This is a genomic window from Pontibacter populi, assembly GCF_040278685.1.
Lineage (GTDB): Bacteria > Bacteroidota > Bacteroidia > Cytophagales > Hymenobacteraceae > Pontibacter > Pontibacter populi.
The window spans coordinates 25,524-41,457 of sequence record NZ_JBEOKT010000011.1; the positions used below are offsets into that span (position 1 = coordinate 25,524).

General features: G+C 46.3%; 16 protein-coding genes. 6 read left to right on the plus strand and 10 right to left on the minus strand.

The annotated features are described in order from the left end of the window. Positions 1–135: 135 nt before the first annotated feature. The 6 genes from ABS362_RS12820 to ABS362_RS12845 all read right to left on the minus strand — a co-directional run bounded on the left by ABS362_RS12820 (position 136) and on the right by ABS362_RS12845 (position 6,146). Complete coding sequence (locus tag ABS362_RS12820) at positions 136–2,787, minus strand: cation-translocating P-type ATPase (RefSeq protein ID WP_350412887.1); 2,652 nt, start codon at positions 2,785–2,787, stop codon at positions 136–138. 194 nt (positions 2,788–2,981) lie between these two features. Further along, a complete protein-coding gene (locus ABS362_RS12825) occupies positions 2,982–3,401 on the minus strand; it encodes a response regulator (protein WP_350412888.1) in 420 nt (139 codons plus the stop codon). 27 nt (positions 3,402–3,428) lie between these two features. Next, entirely contained in the window at positions 3,429–4,208 is a 780-nt protein-coding gene (locus tag ABS362_RS12830; RefSeq protein ID WP_350412889.1) for a sensor histidine kinase, read from the minus strand. Continuing rightward, a complete protein-coding gene (locus tag ABS362_RS12835) occupies positions 4,205–4,867 on the minus strand; it encodes a hypothetical protein (protein ID WP_350412890.1) in 663 nt (220 codons plus the stop codon). The genes ABS362_RS12830 and ABS362_RS12835 overlap by 4 nt, the downstream gene beginning before the upstream one ends. After that, complete coding sequence (locus ABS362_RS12840) at positions 4,867–5,193, minus strand: hypothetical protein (RefSeq protein ID WP_350412891.1); 327 nt, start codon at positions 5,191–5,193, stop codon at positions 4,867–4,869. The genes ABS362_RS12835 and ABS362_RS12840 overlap by 1 nt, the downstream gene beginning before the upstream one ends. Positions 5,194–5,540: 347 nt before the next feature. After that, positions 5,541–6,146: a hypothetical protein gene (locus tag ABS362_RS12845; RefSeq protein ID WP_350412893.1), complete on the minus strand. Its 606-nt coding sequence runs from the start codon at positions 6,144–6,146 to the stop codon at positions 5,541–5,543. Between the two features lie 300 nt (positions 6,147–6,446). Here ABS362_RS12845 and ABS362_RS12850 point away from each other — a divergent pair, with 300 nt between their 5' ends. Next, complete coding sequence (locus ABS362_RS12850; protein ID WP_350412895.1) at positions 6,447–7,742, plus strand: PQQ-dependent sugar dehydrogenase; 1,296 nt, start codon at positions 6,447–6,449, stop codon at positions 7,740–7,742. A 74-nt stretch (positions 7,743–7,816) separates the two neighbouring features. Here the strand turns inward: ABS362_RS12850 and ABS362_RS12855 are convergent, their stop codons facing one another. Next, positions 7,817–8,491 carry a YceI family protein gene (locus tag ABS362_RS12855; protein WP_350412896.1) on the minus strand — a complete coding sequence of 225 codons (675 nt, stop codon included), beginning with the start codon at positions 8,489–8,491 and terminating at the stop codon, positions 7,817–7,819. Positions 8,492–9,056: 565 nt separating this feature from the next. Here ABS362_RS12855 and ABS362_RS12860 point away from each other — a divergent pair. The 3 genes from ABS362_RS12860 to ABS362_RS12870 all read left to right on the plus strand — a co-directional run bounded on the left by ABS362_RS12860 (position 9,057) and on the right by ABS362_RS12870 (position 10,125). Beyond that, on the plus strand, positions 9,057–9,248 hold the full coding sequence (locus tag ABS362_RS12860) for a cold-shock protein (protein WP_162426032.1): 192 nt from the start codon (positions 9,057–9,059) through the stop codon (positions 9,246–9,248). Between the two features lie 137 nt (positions 9,249–9,385). After that, on the plus strand, positions 9,386–9,610 hold the full coding sequence (locus ABS362_RS12865) for a hypothetical protein (RefSeq protein ID WP_199110600.1): 225 nt from the start codon (positions 9,386–9,388) through the stop codon (positions 9,608–9,610). Positions 9,611–9,669: 59 nt separating this feature from the next. Further along, positions 9,670–10,125: a cold-shock protein gene (locus tag ABS362_RS12870; RefSeq protein ID WP_350412898.1), complete on the plus strand. Its 456-nt coding sequence runs from the start codon at positions 9,670–9,672 to the stop codon at positions 10,123–10,125. 140 nt (positions 10,126–10,265) lie between these two features. Here the strand turns inward: ABS362_RS12870 and ABS362_RS12875 are convergent, their stop codons facing one another. Further along, the gene (locus ABS362_RS12875; RefSeq protein WP_350412899.1) at positions 10,266–10,418 is read right to left on the minus strand and encodes a hypothetical protein; all 153 of its coding nucleotides are present in this window, start codon (positions 10,416–10,418) and stop codon (positions 10,266–10,268) included. 78 nt (positions 10,419–10,496) lie between these two features. Here ABS362_RS12875 and ABS362_RS12880 point away from each other — a divergent pair, with 78 nt between their 5' ends. Next, positions 10,497–11,480 carry an ABC transporter ATP-binding protein gene (locus tag ABS362_RS12880; RefSeq protein ID WP_350412900.1) on the plus strand — a complete coding sequence of 328 codons (984 nt, stop codon included), beginning with the start codon at positions 10,497–10,499 and terminating at the stop codon, positions 11,478–11,480. A 385-nt stretch (positions 11,481–11,865) separates the two neighbouring features. Here ABS362_RS12880 and ABS362_RS12885 read toward each other — a convergent pair whose 3' ends face one another. Beyond that, complete coding sequence (locus tag ABS362_RS12885) at positions 11,866–12,279, minus strand: DUF4625 domain-containing protein (RefSeq protein WP_350412901.1); 414 nt, start codon at positions 12,277–12,279, stop codon at positions 11,866–11,868. 367 nt (positions 12,280–12,646) lie between these two features. Here ABS362_RS12885 and ABS362_RS12890 point away from each other — a divergent pair, with 367 nt between their 5' ends. Then, positions 12,647–13,018, plus strand: coding sequence for an endonuclease domain-containing protein (locus ABS362_RS12890; RefSeq protein ID WP_350412902.1), 372 nt, complete (start codon positions 12,647–12,649; stop codon positions 13,016–13,018). A gap of 211 nt (positions 13,019–13,229) precedes the next feature. Here the strand turns inward: ABS362_RS12890 and hrpB are convergent, their stop codons facing one another. Beyond that, the gene (gene hrpB / locus ABS362_RS12895) at positions 13,230–15,683 is read right to left on the minus strand and encodes an ATP-dependent helicase HrpB (protein WP_350412903.1); all 2,454 of its coding nucleotides are present in this window, start codon (positions 15,681–15,683) and stop codon (positions 13,230–13,232) included. Positions 15,684–15,934 lie beyond the last annotated feature (251 nt).

Consider the following 15,934-nt stretch of genomic DNA (forward strand, 5'->3'; position numbering starts at 1 on the left):
TCTCGACGTAAGGAGAGATCTATTTAGATCAAAGTTGAATACATCTTAAATAGATTTCTCACGCTGTTCGAAATGACACTTAGGAAATAAAACTTTTTAAGTTGAAGTCCTCGTTCATGACATGAACAGCCTGCTTCATGTAGCTTGCCGGGCCCGGAGGATCAGCTTATACAGTTCATTCACTAACAAAGGCACAAGCCCCAGCAGCACTACTGTTATCCAGCCATTCCGGTCGGGCATGCTTAGCCTGAAGGCATCTTGTGTGAATGGGATGCTGACCAAAAGCAACTGCAGGATGAGACCCAGCCCAATGGCACCTATTAAGTACAGGTTAGTGAATACACCTACCTGGAAAATGGATTTGATGGGACTACGCAAAGCAAGGGCATAATATAACTGGCAGGCTACCAGCGTCAGGAAGGCCATGGTCCGGGCATTTTGCAGTGTCTCTGTGGGCACGCTTTTATCAAACGGACTATAGCCGTGTTCATAATACCCGTACCAGAATGCAAATATCGTTAAGGCCCCGATCAGGATACCGCCAAATACTGCCCTGCCTCCGTCACCACCTGCAAAAAAGCTTTCACTGGGGTCTCTTGGCTTTTCTTTCATCACATCGGGGTCGCCGGGGTCCATGCCCAGCGCTACAGCCGGCAAAGAGTCTGTCATCAGGTTAATCCAGAGCAACTGGGTAGCAATAAGCGGCGCCTCCCACCCGATCAGTAAGGTAACGACCATGGCTACCACCTCGCCCAGGTTACAGGTAAGCAGAAAAATAACCGCTTTTTTTATGTTATTGTAAATGTTGCGCCCCTGCTCTATGGCGGTAACTATAGTTGCAAAATTATCATCGGTCAGGATCATGTCTGAAGCGCCTTTGGCCACATCAGTTCCGGTTATCCCCATGGCCACGCCAATATCTGCTGTGTTAAGCGAGGGCGCATCGTTCACACCGTCGCCGGTCATCGATACAATGTTTCCGTGGTCTTTCAGGGCGCGCACGATCTTTACCTTATGCTCCGGCGACACGCGCGCAAATACACGGTAATTATTCACATGTCTATCCAGTTCTTCCTGGGTAAGTTCTTCCAGTTCCTGCCCTGTTATGGCCTGCTCTATGGTGTCGGCTATGCCCAGTTCGTGGGCAATAGCAAAGGCGGTTGTCTTATGGTCGCCGGTTATCATGACAGATGTTATACCGGCCTGCCTTGCTTTTTCGACGGATGCCTTTACCTCTAACCGCGGGGGATCGATCATGCCGACCAGACCGATCAGAACCAGGTCTTTCTCCATTTCTTCAGCCGGCACAACAGCATCTACCGGTTTATAGGCAACCCCCAAAGTCCGCAGCGCCTTATCCGACATGTTTTCAGTAGCCTCCAGGAATTGCTGTTTGTGCGCATCTGTTATTGGTACAGCAAAGCCATCTGCCAGCACATGTGTGGCAAGGTTCAGCAGGTTATCGATGGCGCCTTTGGTGTAAACCTTATAGTTGCCGCTTTCTTCCACCAGCGTCGACATCAGTTTGCGATCCGAGTCAAAGGCATACTCTCCTACCCGTTTGTTGTTTTTTTGTAAGACTGTGCGGTCTAGTCCCAGGTCATCCCCTAAAACAAGCAAGGCAATTTCGGTAGGGTCACCGGTTCCCTCTCCATTATGGTAAGTGGCATCAGAGCACAGGATCATGGCTTTGGCCAGTAACGCACCGGTTTCAGTAGGTTGGGTTTTATTTTGCCTGTCTATCGTTACTTCACCTTCCAGGGTAAAATATTTCTGCACCGTCATTTTATTCTGGGTGAGCGTACCGGTCTTATCAGAACAGATGATGTTGACAGAGCCCAGTGTTTCGACGGCGGGAAGGCGCCGGATGATAGCGTTGTGCCGCGACATGTTGGTTACGCCAACAGAAAGCACAATGGCAACTATAGCCGCTAGCCCTTCCGGGATAGAAGCCACAGCCAGTGATACCGAAAGCAAAAACATTTCAGCCAGGTCGCGGCCCTGCAGTGTGGCTACACCAAATATCATCACACAAATTCCAATGGCCAGCTTACCAATGGTTTTTCCCAGTTCATCCAGCCTGATCTCAAGTGGTGTTTTAGCTTCTTCGGTTTGCAAAATGTCGGCTATCTTGCCTACTTCTGTTTGCATGCCGGTACCTACTGCTACACCTGCACCACGCCCATAAGTAATCAACGTAGACATAAAAGCAGAATTAGCACGATCACCGATCGGTGTCTGCTCATCGGTGCTAACCTGTTCGGCGTGCTTGCTGCTCGGAACAGATTCACCGGTCAGCGCAGACTCTTCTACCTGCAGGTTTACCGTTTCTATCAGGCGCAGGTCGGCTGCAATGTACCTGCCGGTTTCCAGTATCAGTATATCGCCGGGCACTACCTGTTCCGAATCTATCTCTTTTACAATGCCCTCACGGCGCACAAGTGCTTTAGGCGATGCAATTTTCTGAAGTGCTTCGATGGCATTACCGGCCTTTACTTCCTGCACTACGCCCAGCACCGCATTCAGAACAATAACTATAATAATGATGACCGCATCGATGTACTCGCCCATAAAAAGGGTGATAAGTACTGCTGCAAGAAGCACATAGATCAGCCAGTCGTTGAGTTGTTCTATAAAGAGCTGCAGCACGCTCTTCTTCTTGTGGCCTTTCAGTTTGTTTGGGCCGTATTTTATCAGCCTTTCTTTTGCTTCTGCCTCAGAGAGCCCTTTTGCAGGATCAACCTTAAATTCCTGGAGTACATCTTCTACTGATCGGGTAAACCACATGGTTTGGAGGTTACAGTTGCCAAAAGGACTGAAAATATACCTGTTATACTTGGAGTTACTCCGGAAAGGTTCTGATAGTGTTTAAGCCGGAATTATGGTTAAGGAATTGGCATTTTAAAGCAATGTGAAGAGGCTTAAAACACAAAAGCCACAGCGTGATGGCTATGGCTCTGTTTATACATTCTTATACTTAATTATAAGGCGATCTTTAATGTATTGTAGAAATATTTCTTGTCTTGTTTCAGGTACTGCAGGGCTTCGCGTAACTCGTCGGGTTCGGCACATTTAAGCAGGTAACCGTGTACACCCTCGTTTAACAACTTTTCTACCAGAGATTCTTCTCCATACATCGATACGATCAGAATTTTAACTGCAGGGTACTTACTTAAGATATAGCGTGCGGTAGCAATTCCATCCATCTCGGGCATCTCCAGGTCCAGCAGTACGATTTCAGGTAAGGCTGGTGCGGCTTCGATCTTTTCTATCAGTTCAGCTCCGTTATTTGCATCAGCCATAACGGTTATTTCTTTGTATGCTTTCAGTATTTCCAGCACTCCCTTCCTGAAAAGTGTGTGGTCATCGGCAATGGCAAGTGTAAGTGACTGAAAGTCCATACGTTAACATTTAATCGTTTTACTAATTTACGAAATCGGAACAGAAATAGTAGCTTTTGTACCAGAATTTCGTGCAGAGAAGAAATCAAACCTCCCATTCAGCAATTCAAGGCGTGCCTGCAGGTTCATTAAACCAAGTCCCCCGCCGGTATCTGGTTGTTTCGACAGGTTCTCGTAATCAAACCCGTTACCATTATCCTGGTAAATAAGCTGCAGGGCTTTATCAGAAAACTGAAGGTTTACCAGTACCTCAGAAGCCTGGGCATGTTTAAAAGTGTTATTCAGCAACTCCTGCACAGCGCGGTAAAGGAACAACTCTGTCTTAGGTTCTACCCGTTTTTCCGGTTGGTTGCAGTACAGCTTCATTTCTACACCCGATGCCGCAGGGATGGAACGCCGCATGGCTTCCAGGGCTTGCGGCAAGCCCATTTTCTCCAATACAACAGGCATCAGGTTATGGGAGATCTGCCTGACACTGCCCATTACTTCATCCAGCATCTTTTTAACCTGCTGCCCCGCCTCTTTATTCTCTGCCTGGGCTGTAAGCTGATGAACATTTAATTTCACCAATGCCAGCATAGCTCCAACTTCATCGTGCAGGTCGCGGGCAACACGGCGGCGCTCGTCTTCCTGGGCTTGTATGGTGGCATCGAGTAACTGGCGCTGTTTGGCCTCCTGCAGCTGGCGCAAATGCTCCTGGTGCTGCAACATGCGCCGCTGGTACTTAAACACAAATAGTATAATGCCAATGGCAAGCACCAAAAGCACCGGCGTAATAATGATCACTGGCTTCAGTATCTCAATCATGACGTAGCCCTCTTCAGGATAAATATTAAAGCAGTATAATAAAGTATATTCAGGACTAGTGTTATGGCAATGCAAATGCGGGCAGCATCATAAGAGGCAGCAAGCGCCTGGTTAAACATGGCATACGACATGGTAGTACCTGCCTTTAAAATCAGGAGGCTACAGCTTAATAAAAAAACCGGATCCCGGTCCAGGTAAGTAACGGTAAGGTCGTTGGCAACTTTATAGAAGTATAAAATGGCCATCAGCATAAGCATCGCGTTACCCGAAGCTTTTGTAAGGGAATTCATCTGGGTTATTCCCTGCAGCAGAAAGGCATCTATCAGTGAAATTCCAATAAAAAGCACAGCAGCCAGAATGATGCCTTTCCGGAACACCGGCCTTCTGAAGCTATTGAAGAAAATGGCAGATAAGATCAGGAACTCCATTAAGGTGTATATATGAACCACCCAGATGTTATTTTTTGCGCCCAGGTAAACCACTAGTTGCCCTACTCCCTCTGAAAGTAGAGAAACTATAACCAACAGGTACAGCAACCAGAACTGTTTACTTTTATGTGGTTTACGAATGAGCAGAAGCCCGGCAATAAACGGCACAATTACCCATATCGTACCTAGCTCGATCAGCCAAGGATAGATCTGCCTTAAAAAAAATTCCATTAACCGTTCAGATTACCTCCTTCATCGCAATCCGGCGGACATATTTTACTATTATCTACAACTATGTCTTCCATGTCATTCCCTTCCGCATCAGCGCCAACCAGCACCAGCTGCTTTTGTCCTTTCTCGTCGCGGGCATAGTACATCCTGATGCCCATGCAGCCTTCCTGGTCCAGTAACTTTTGCAGAATCTCCCGGCCATAGAAATGGGCTTTTGTTACCATTCCGTTGGGATCTGCTATAGCTTCTTTCCTGTAATTTGCTGTCCATGCAGCTGCTTGTTCCAGTTCTATAGCTGAACCTTCAGTACCATTAAATGTGGCCATATCTTTTTTGCAAAGTTAAGTAAACGATACTTTAAATATAGGAAATATTATATCTAATAAATACAGAATCAAGAGCTAACCTATAAAAAAGTATAATTAGCTATAAAGCAGGAATTTATACAGGACTTAGTTTATGAAGTAGAAAACACGCAACCAGGGAACAGACTTTAGCCAGATAGGCCCGGAACAGATCCATAGCGTTAAGAACTGCCAGTTACCATAACCAACGGAACTATAGTTTTAACATGAACTATAGTTTGCGGCGGTACCAATTTAAAACAAAAAGCTCTGCTACTTAACTAAATGTAACAGAGCTTTTTTACTGGTTTAATTACCTATGGTGTAACCTATTGTTTGTCTTTGGTTGGTGGCGGAGGCGTGATCATGATGTGGGCGCCATGCGTACCGGGAAACATGATCCAGGGCATTCCTGGTGCTTCTGGTTTTAGTGGCAGGCCAGTGCTTTCGGCAGTAGCATACGGAATATAAACTACATAGCGCAAGTAGCCATTTTTAACTTCTCCGGTTGTCGTATTAAAGTCTTCGTCAGTGGCAGTGTACACAAACAGGGAGGTTGGTTGCTCGGGCATTTTCAGCTTGCCGCTTTTTGCCTCCGCTTCTCGCATGTCAAATATCTCCTGGTGCGCTTTTCCTTGTTTCTTTAGTTCGCGGCCACGCGCCATAAAAGGGTCCAGGTCTTTGTAGTAGCACGACACGGAAAAGCCTTTCTGCTTCGGATCATCGGCAAGGCAAACCATTTCATTGGTACCTTTTCGCAGCAATGCCAGCTCACCTTTTTGGTTATACCCATATACTGCAGCACCAGCGCGCTTATCGGCAGGCGCGGATAGGACAGCCGCCTTTATCTGTACTTCAGCTGCCGGAATAGCTGACTGGCCCATTGCACAAAGGCCAACTATAGAAAACAAGAAAGTAGCTAACGTAAATTTCATAACGATGCTCGGGTTAAGTTTATACTATACAAGTTGCTCATTAATAGCTCTTTTGCCTATACGCGTTACACAAAAAAACAGCAAATTATAGTTGGCGCATAACATTATAGTACCCACTGTGTTTTGTAATCAAAGGCCCTGTATTTAAAGTCCGGACAAACTATAACCGGTATAATAACGGGCACTGCGCTAGTATAAACCTTATCATATAATATGTAGTACTATTATTTTCAGCATTTTAAGAAATTAGACTGATAAGCGCCGGGCATCGTCCGGAAAGAAATTAAAGCGACATAAACTATGAAAAAAACTACACTTTCAGTAGCAGCAGCTATTGTACTGGGGTTAACCGTAACAGCCTGCAACGAGCGCACCACCACTCCTGAAGAAAGCACACAAACCTCCACCGCAGATACCACTGATACCCCGACACCAGACGCACCAACCGCCCAGGCCAATACCCAACCCCTCGAGACAAGGGAGCCTAACGTACCCGAACAACAGCCAACTTTCCCGGAACAGAACCGGGCACCAGCCATTACCACTAATGCCGCCTTTGATGTAGTAGTACTGGCGAAGAACCTGCAACAGCCCTGGGCTGTTGAGCCACTTCCGAACGGGGACCTGCTGGTTACTGAAAAGCCGGGAACAATGCGCATAATAACAGCTACCGGGCAGGTAGGACAACCCATTTCCGGTGTACCACAAGTTATGTCAAGAGGCCAGGGTGGCTTACTGGATGTAGCGCTTAGCCCTAATTTTGCATCCGACCGAACGATATACTGGAGCTTTTCGGAACCACGCGGAAATGCCAATGCTACCAGTGTGGCCAAAGGCGTACTTTCTGCAGATAACAAAAGCCTGAGCCAGGTAAAAGTTATTTTGCAGGCCAAGCCGGATTATAACGGCGACAAGCACTTTGGTTCGCGCCTGGCTTTCGGTCCGGATGGGATGCTGTATGTAACCCTGGGCGAACGGTCTGACTTAGAGATAAGACCACAGGCCCAGCAAATGAACAGCCACATGGGCAAACTGCTCCGCATTACAACTGATGGCAAACCTGCACCCGACAACCCGTTTATAAATCAGCAGGGCGCCAAGCCTGAGATCTGGACTTTAGGCCACCGCAACGTACAGTCTGCGGCATTTGATAACCAGGGAAGATTATGGATAGTGGAACATGGGCCTAAGGGCGGCGACGAAGTAAACCTGATCGAAAAAGGAAAGAACTACGGCTGGCCGGTTGTTACCTTCGGCGAAGAGTACTCAGGCAAACCGATTCCGAATTCTGTTACCACCAAGGAGGGCTTTGTTGATCCGGTATATTACTGGGATCCTGTTATAGCGCCATCAGGTGCACAGTTCTACTCGGGCAGCGCTTTCCCGGAGTGGCAGGGTAATTTGTTTGTAGGCGGCTTAAAAGATAAAGTGCTGGTAAGATTGCAGCTGGAAAACGACCGCGTTACCGGCGAAGAGCATTTGCTTGGCGACCGTAATCAGCGTATCCGGGATGTGCGCCAGGGACCGGACGGAGCACTCTATATAGTTACCGACGAACAGAACGGCGAACTATGGAAGATAACTCCTAAGAAGTAAACTATAGTTTAAATCATAAAAAGGCCTCTCAGCTAATAACTAGCTGAGAGGCCTTTTTAGTAGTGCATATTTGCTTACCTGCTTTGAGTTGTTTTCGCGCCTGCATCGGCTACCAGTTTCAGGTCTATGGTAAAGTTATCGTAAATGATCTTATCGGCAGCTGTGCCCATCATCCCCGATCTGTATTTAATGTCGTATTTGGTACGGTCCACTTCTATCAGCGCTTTCGCCTCCACCGATTTACCATTTATCTGTACAGTAGCCGGAAACGTGATCGGGTTAGTGATGCCTTTTATGGTCAGGTTGCCGGTAATGTTATAGTTAGGCTCCCCTGCCTTCACTTTTGTAAGGCGGCTTACTTTAGTTATGGTAAACGTAGCAGTCGGATGACTCTCAACAGAGAAAAAGTCATCAGATTTCAGGTGGTCGGTCAGCTTTTTGTTTGATTCTGCTCTTTTGATATCCTCCACAACTATAGATCGCATGTCTATTGTAAAGTTACCACCGGTTAATTTATTCCCGCTCAGTTGCAGGTCGCCGTCGGCCAGGTTTATTTTCCCATAGTGTTCCCCTCCTACTTTCCTGGCATTCCACTTCATGGTGCTTGCCTGTGTATTAACTTTCAGGGTTGCCACTGCTACAGCAGTTACAGCAGGTTTTACAGCAACAGGATTATGGGCCGGCACAAAAGAGAACGAAAGCAGCGTAGCCAGCGATAAGGCTCCCAACAGAACAGGATACTTCTTCATAGTTATGGTTTTATAGTTGATGTTTTAATTTTCAGTTCGGTAACTATAGTTTGCAACACTTCGCTGTTGTTGGGGTTTTCACCAACTATACTCAATGCTCTTTCAGACTTTCAAGTCCGAAAGCTCTCTGCTGGGGGCTTCCAAGTCCCCGTAGAACAGCCTTGCTTTACGCGGACGTGGACGTCCGCAGCAGACAAAGTTTCGGACATCTATGTCCGAAACAGCAAAACAACACTTGCTATAGTTTAAACTACAACAAGAGCATCGGTACTATAAGTTTACAAAATTACCCACACAATCTGGTAAGCAACTTGTTAATTATCAGCAGTTATATAACTATTCCGGACAAGTGTTTCGGGCTTCAGATTTTGTATTTGCCCGTGTTTTAACGCCTATAGTTGAAAATAATTGAAGTTATTTAAAAATATTCTTCTTTTTAGTGGCATTATTCATCTATTTAGATGAGATATTAGTTTATTGTAAACTTTTTATTGTACATTGTAAGAAATAATGAACGTATATGCCACTAAACTTGTAGTAGGTATATAATAAATCAAATCACAACATGAATAACGGAACAGTAAAATTCTTCAATGACACTAAAGGTTTTGGTTTCATCAAGGAAGAAAATTCAAATCAGGAGTACTTTGTACACGTAACTGGTTTAGTGAACGAAATCAGAGAGAACGACAAAGTTACTTTTGATCTTCAGGAAGGCAAGAGAGGACTGAACGCAGTCAATGTAAAGTTAGCTTAAGCTGGCTTAATACCTTATTATAAAAAAGCCTTACGTTTAGTAAGGCTTTTTTATTTGTTTGCTCAAGTGCGTTTGGCACTTCCCTCTTTTCGCGGCCCTGGCTGCTTCATTGTTATCCAACTTAACCCACCATTATCATGAACAGAAAATACTTAGTTGACACTACCACGCGCGAGTACATATGTGTAGCCCTGAAAAAAGGCCAGGACTGGATACCGAATAATCAGGATTCATTACCTGGATTCATGGATTCCCGTACAAATAAAGACGTGGCCGACTTTGAACTGGTAACAGGCGAGTTTAGCGACAATAACTTCTTCGAGAAGTGGATACGCAATGGCACTAATTTCCTGGCTAAGTAAATAGCCAGGCTTGCGCCAACGATCACAGGAATAGAATAATAGAAATCAAAAATCAATTTATGGGTAGATCACAGGAAACTTTTAGTAAAAAAGAAAAAGAAAAAAAGAAGTTAAGAAAGAGACAGGACAAAGAAGCGAAGAAAGAAGATCGTAAAGCCAATTCCAACAAAGGAAAAGAGCTGGACGAGATGATGGCTTATGTGGATGAGAATGGCAACATTACCGAAACACCGCCAGATCCTACCAAAAAGAAGAAGGTAATTAAGCAGGAAGACATACAGATAGGCGTTTCGAGACAGGCAGAAGCTGACCCGGCTGACCTGATCAGAAAAGGCACTGTAACGATGTTTAATGGCTCAAAGGGCTATGGTTTTATTAAAGACCATGAAACCCAGGAAAGTATATTTGTGCACCAGAACGGCGTATCTGGCACTATAAAAGAGAACGACAAAGTTACTTTTGAAGTAGAAAAAGGCTTAAAAGGCCTGAATGCCGTTAAAGTAAAACTTGTATAAAATCTCCGCTGTGCTTACTGTATACTCCCTTTAACAGAAGTATACCAGCTAAGCCACGCACCCTGACATAAAAACTAAAGGTACTGGTAAGCGTGTACTGATGACGCGTTTACCATTACCTTCTGTAATACCATCAAAATTTATGGTTGCTGTAAAGCACATAACAAGCCTCTCTTTCCAGGAGCGGCTTTTTCTGTTTCTAACCAATCATTAACTATAGTTTTCAGGATCACTACTATAGCTTTCAAAAGCAATTCAAATCTATAGTTCAGCTGCTTCTTATAATTTATCATGCAACCAGGTCACTGGTATTCTACATTGCTTTAGAGTACTTTTGGGATTATAGTTTATAGTAAAGCAAACCTGCTGCCATGGCCTTTTTAGATGTTTCCGGAATTAGTGTAGTGGAAGAAGGTGTCACCATATTAGAGGATATCACCTTCGGATTGCGGGCGCACCAGAAAATTGCCGTTTCCGGTGAGACAGGTTCCGGTAAAAGTACGCTGCTGCAAACGATAGCCGGGCTGGTGCAGCCAAGTGCCGGCAAGGTAACGTTCCAGGGTAAAAAAGTGATAGGGCCGCATGATAAACTGGTGCCCGGCCACCCCGACATAGCTTACCTGTCGCAGCAGTTCGAGTTGCCCCAGTTTTTGCGTGTAGAGCAGGTGCTGAGTTATTCAAATACATTATCGGAAGAAGAAGCCCAGATGCTGTATGAAGTCTGCCGCATCAGGCATTTAGCCAAACGCAGAACCAACCAGCTTTCCGGTGGCGAAAGACAGCGCATCGCACTTGCCCGCCTGCTCAGTTCGTGGCCCGGCCTCCTGCTCCTAGACGAGCCTTTCTCTAATCTCGACATGGGTCACAAGAGCATCCTGAAGTCTGTCATTCACGACATCAGCGACGAGCTTGGTATAACCTGTATCCTTATTTCCCATGACCCGCTGGACACCCTTTCGTGGGCTGATGAGATACTGGTGATGCAGAACGGAAAAATGATACAACAAGGTACGCCACAGCATATCTATAAAGAACCTGTAAACGAATACACCGCCTCGCTTTTCGGAAAATACAATCTTATTCCGGATGGCAAAACAACAGCCTTCTCAGGTATTATTGGCAAACAACCAAAAGGCAAAGACCTGCTTATTCGTCCGGAAAGTTTTATAGTTTCCAGCCAGGATAGCAGTTCCGTTACGGGTGTAGTTACCGCCATACATTATTTTGGGAGCCACTATGAAATGGAGGTTTTGCTAGATGAGGTCAGTGTTTCTGTTAGAACCAACGAGGACAGGTTTAAGGTTGGTGACAGTATCGGTATTTCTGTTTCGGGGAACGCTGCCTGGTTTGTGTAAAGAACTATAGTTAGTGAGAACTCAGTGCCCACAAAAAACAAAAACGGACTTCTTTTCAGAAGCCCGTTTTCTATATCGAACGGTCAATCATTACAATTGAACCATCTTCAACTTTTAGCCACCCTCTTTTACGGGCATTGTTACGCAGGGGTTACAACTTCTTAAAAATTTGTGCAATTATTTTTCACTCATTTCATCATTTCCCTCTCAAATGGCTTTAAATGCAGTTTTCTTGATGAAAATAATTTTAAAGTATTTTAAAAAAAGCAGTGCAATTATGAAAGGTCCATTGTTTACCCGTAAGCAGCTTTCGAAATTCATCTAAAACAGAAGGCCCTGCTAGTTGCAGGGCCTTCTGTTTAAAATACGTTATAAGTCCTCAGACCTATTCAGTCAAAGTAACCATTACAGACTTTGTCGCTTCATTTCCGGCATCGTCCATCGCTGTTACATTTACCATCCAGTCACCCGGAGCTGCATTAGCATCAACGGTAATGTCAATGTCAAAATCAGCTTCTCTGTCGTCGTTCAGGAAATCTCTGATGGTCTCATCTGAAAGCTCTGTTTCTGTTCCGTCCGGGTCAGTCATACTAATAGTAATCTCTTCCAGCCCCTCGTTATCTGTAACAGAACCTTCCAGGTTAATTACCCCGCCAGCTGTAACTGTAGCACCATCTGTAGGAGAAGTGATCGTAATCACCGGATCAGTAGTGTCAAGTGTTACATCATCATCGTCATCATCACAGGCAACGAATGCAAAAGAGAAAAGAATCAGGAATGCCCAATTAAGTTTTTTCATAGTAATTAGAGTTTATTAAGAAATATTTCATGCTTCCTTTATGACAATTGCCATTTGGTAAGCGCATTCATTTCCTATTTAACGGCAGGAATTGTGCAATGTTGTTTAGGCGATACAAAGTAGTTGAAGAAAATGCGCCCCTTTCGGTCTTAACTGAGCAATATCAAGGCCGTTCTTGCTATAGTCATATAATTGCTGAAATCCCCCTAACATCAGAGTTACACTCACTTTTTTCTAACTCGCGTTCTCAATAGTCTTAGGAGGTGGGATTTTAATAAACTTGTAGAAGTAGTTTAAGGACTTATTCATTCTACATGGGAACAATCCTCCTCCTCGGAGGGTTAGGGGTGGGCCAACCTAGCACAGAATGAAGCGCATTGTCATCCCCTACAAGCCATACTTAAAAGAACTTGCTAAACAACTCCGGCAGAACAGCACTTTATCCGAAGTGTTGCTTTGGAATGAATTAAAGAATAGAAAACTCATCGGCAGAGACTTTGACAGGCAAAAGCCACTTGGCAACTACATTGTTGACTTCTATAGCAAAAAATTGTTACTGGCTATTGAAATAGATGGTGATAGCCATGATTACATATATAACGCAGATGTGCATCGGCAGCAGGAACTAGAAAAGTTAGGTATACGATTTCTTAGGTTTGAAGACCTGGAGGTGAAGAAAGACATTCAAAATGTAGTTCGGGCAATTGAGTCTTGGGTGTTGGAGAACCGGCAATTGTAGGAACCCATCCCTTACCCCTCCGAGGAGGGGTATTATCACCTAACGTAATTTTAACAATTGATATTGAATATCTCGTTATAGTCCTTCAATAAACTATAACTATAGAACAATTATCAATCCTCCATCATGAGCATAAATTCCCCTCCTCGGAGGGGCAGGGGTGGGTTAATCGTGCACGAATACTTCCTAAATTCTCTAACTCCCAAACTCTCTAACTTCCTCCCCTCTCCCAATCCACCTCCGGAAACACCACTTCCAACTGCCGTTTGATCACTCTATAGTTACCTTTCCAGAAACTACCCAGGTCAGATACAGTAGTAATAGGCTTCAACTCCGGCGACAGCAAAGCCAGCTCCACGGTCATCTCTCCCTCATCTACTGTCGGGCTTTCTTCCCAGCCAAGTATATCCTGCAGTCGTATCTCCAGCTTTGGCTGGCTGCCATCAGGTTTATAATCTAATTCTATAGTTGAGCTATCCGGCAGGTTTATAGTTGCCGGAGCCAGCACCTCCAGTCTTGCGCGCTGCTCGTCATTTAAAAACTTCTCCAGTATCGGCAACAGTTCCAGTTCCATCAGCTCATCCGGGTGCTCGATGTCAAACAAATATGACTTCAGCCAATCCCAGTTGGTCATGAGTAGCGTGGCGGTGCTTACGTCGGGCCAGAACTCGGAGGGGCGCCATTTACGCAGGCTCATCACGCGGTTTTGCCATTGGGTTACGTCGTGGTTGAAGTCCAGCAGGTGCTCGCCTTCGTGTTTGATGGCTTCGGAGATGGCAGGTACGCGGTGCTTCTCGTCGGGTGGTGGCAGTGGTTTGCTTTGCAGAACTATACTTCCGATGCGGGTGTCCATAGAGGCAGTCAGTTCGCCGTCGTTTACATCCCAGGTATAAACTTCCTGCTGTTTTACGAGCGGGGCCAAATCTCTCGGGTTGAGCGGCGATGCCAGGAAAATGCGGCCGGGGTTGTCGCCGGTGCCAGCGTGCAGGTGCGCGATGGCAAGCCAGGGCTCGTGCGCCAGGTCGTCGCGGTGACCGGCAGATGCGTATTGACCGCTGGCCAGTTGGAACTGTGCGTTGTTGCCGGGACGGGCGTAAGCAATACGCTCGGGGTAGCAATGCGTCAGTAGTACACCAGTTTCGTACTCATCAAATTTATCGTTTTCAGGCTCTATACTAAACAGCTGGCGGTACGAGCGGGCTATCTTCTCGATCTTGCCGAAACGCTTGCCCTGCCCCTGCTCTTTTCTATACCTTCTGAGGGCTTCTATTCTCAAATTAATGTCGATACCGGCATTGCGGTCCAGTGGGTCGCGCTCTTCCAGGATGGCGGCAATATCACTTGCCAAGGCTACCTGGTCGGTTTCCTCGGCTTTGAGCAGCATGTGCGCGATGCGCGGGTGGCACGGCAGCGTGTGCATTTTCTTGCCATGCTCGGTTATGCGGCCATGCTCCAGCGCCTGCAGCTGGTGCAGCATTTCGGTGGCCGATTGCAGGGCAGCGCGCGGCGGCGGGTTCAGCCAGGTCAGGCCACGGATATCAGTAATGCCCCATTGCGCCATGTCGAGCACCAGGTTGGCCAGGTCGGCTTCCATGATCTCGGGCGTGCGGTGCGGGGCCATGCGCTCCTGCGTGGTCTTGCTCCACATGCGGTAAGCCGTACCTGGGCCCAAACGACCGGCACGACCGGCACGCTGGTCGGCGGCGTCTTTGGAAATGCGCACTGTTTCGAGCCTAGACAATCCGGACTTTGGATCGAAGCGGGAGGTTTTGCCGAAGCCCGTATCCACCACCACCGAAATGCCTTCTATGGTTAAGCTGGTCTCGGCTATACTTGTGGCCAGCACCACTTTGCGTTTGCCTTCGCGGTTGGGCATAATGGCGGCGTACTGCTTGTTAAAAGGCAGCATACCGAACAGCGAGTGTATCTTAAAATCGCGCAGCTGCCTGCGGAGTAATTCTTCTACTTTCCGGATGTCGTTTTCGCCGGGCAGGAACACGAGGATATCCCCTTCCTGCTCCTTGGCAGCCTGCTGCACTACGCGGGCCGTCATTTCAGGCAGCATACGGTCGTCGGCGTCGCCGGTATAAATGGTCTCTACGGGGTATTGCCGCCCCATACTTTGCGCCACCGGGGCCTTCAATATACTGGTGAGCTGGGGCATATCCAGGGTGGCCGACATCACCATAATGCGCAGGTCCGGGCGAAGCGTGTGCTGCGCTTCCCGGCTCAGGGCCATGGCCACGTCGGCATGGATGCTGCGCTCATGAAACTCGTCGAAGATCACGATACCTATACCTGTGAGCGAACGGTCGCTGTGGATCATGCGGGTGAGGATGCCTTCGGTTACGACCTCGATGCGGGTTTGCTCGGAGATGCGGGTCTCGAAACGGATGCGGTAACCGACGGTCTGGCCTACCTCCTCGCCAAGTAGCTGCGCAAGGCGCTCGGCAATGGTTTTGGCCGCCAGGCGCCGGGGCTCCAGCATGATGATCTTCTGATCTTTCAGCCATACTTCATCCAGTATAGCCAGTGGCAGCAAGGTGCTTTTACCGGCTCCGGGAGGGGCGTTTACGATCAGCGTGTTCTGCGCCGCTAGGTGCTCTCTTACGGCAGGTATGATTTCCCGGACAGGGAGGTCTATGGTAAAAGGGTTGAAGGGCAAGGGGGAATGAATAATTATAATTAATAAAAAACTAGTACGTTATTTACAAAATATAAAATTATATCTTTACTAAAAATAATCCATTAATAACTCAAAATAATAACTGTTTAACAGTTAATACAAAACTAAGAAATAGTTTTTATTGTAAGATAAATATGAAGTTAAGATTACAAATCTCGGGTTTATGATATTAATGTATCACGTTATATAATCACAAGCCTTTGTCTTAATTACTTAAAAATATTATAAAT

Excerpts from the sequence above, each read along its gene's own strand:
- ABS362_RS12840 (WP_350412891.1), bottom strand. The coding sequence starts at position 5,193 with ATGGCCACATTTAATGGTACTGAAGGTTCAGCTATAGAACTGGAACAA.
- ABS362_RS12835 (WP_350412890.1), bottom strand. The coding sequence starts at position 4,867 with ATGGAATTTTTTTTAAGGCAGATCTATCCTTGGCTGATCGAGCTAGGT.
- ABS362_RS12870 (WP_350412898.1), top strand. The coding sequence starts at position 9,670 with ATGGGTAGATCACAGGAAACTTTTAGTAAAAAAGAAAAAGAAAAAAAG.
- ABS362_RS12880 (WP_350412900.1), top strand. The coding sequence starts at position 10,497 with ATGGCCTTTTTAGATGTTTCCGGAATTAGTGTAGTGGAAGAAGGTGTC.
- ABS362_RS12830 (WP_350412889.1), bottom strand. The coding sequence starts at position 4,208 with ATGATTGAGATACTGAAGCCAGTGATCATTATTACGCCGGTGCTTTTG.
- ABS362_RS12865 (WP_199110600.1), top strand. The coding sequence starts at position 9,386 with ATGAACAGAAAATACTTAGTTGACACTACCACGCGCGAGTACATATGT.
- ABS362_RS12860 (WP_162426032.1), top strand. The coding sequence starts at position 9,057 with ATGAATAACGGAACAGTAAAATTCTTCAATGACACTAAAGGTTTTGGT.
- ABS362_RS12845 (WP_350412893.1), bottom strand. The coding sequence starts at position 6,146 with ATGAAATTTACGTTAGCTACTTTCTTGTTTTCTATAGTTGGCCTTTGT.
- ABS362_RS12825 (WP_350412888.1), bottom strand. The coding sequence starts at position 3,401 with ATGGACTTTCAGTCACTTACACTTGCCATTGCCGATGACCACACACTT.
- ABS362_RS12890 (WP_350412902.1), top strand. The coding sequence starts at position 12,647 with ATGAAGCGCATTGTCATCCCCTACAAGCCATACTTAAAAGAACTTGCT.
- ABS362_RS12855 (WP_350412896.1), bottom strand. The coding sequence starts at position 8,491 with ATGAAGAAGTATCCTGTTCTGTTGGGAGCCTTATCGCTGGCTACGCTG.
- ABS362_RS12850 (WP_350412895.1), top strand. The coding sequence starts at position 6,447 with ATGAAAAAAACTACACTTTCAGTAGCAGCAGCTATTGTACTGGGGTTA.
- ABS362_RS12885 (WP_350412901.1), bottom strand. The coding sequence starts at position 12,279 with ATGAAAAAACTTAATTGGGCATTCCTGATTCTTTTCTCTTTTGCATTC.
- ABS362_RS12875 (WP_350412899.1), bottom strand. The coding sequence starts at position 10,418 with ATGATAAATTATAAGAAGCAGCTGAACTATAGATTTGAATTGCTTTTG.
- ABS362_RS12820 (WP_350412887.1), bottom strand. The coding sequence starts at position 2,787 with ATGTGGTTTACCCGATCAGTAGAAGATGTACTCCAGGAATTTAAGGTT.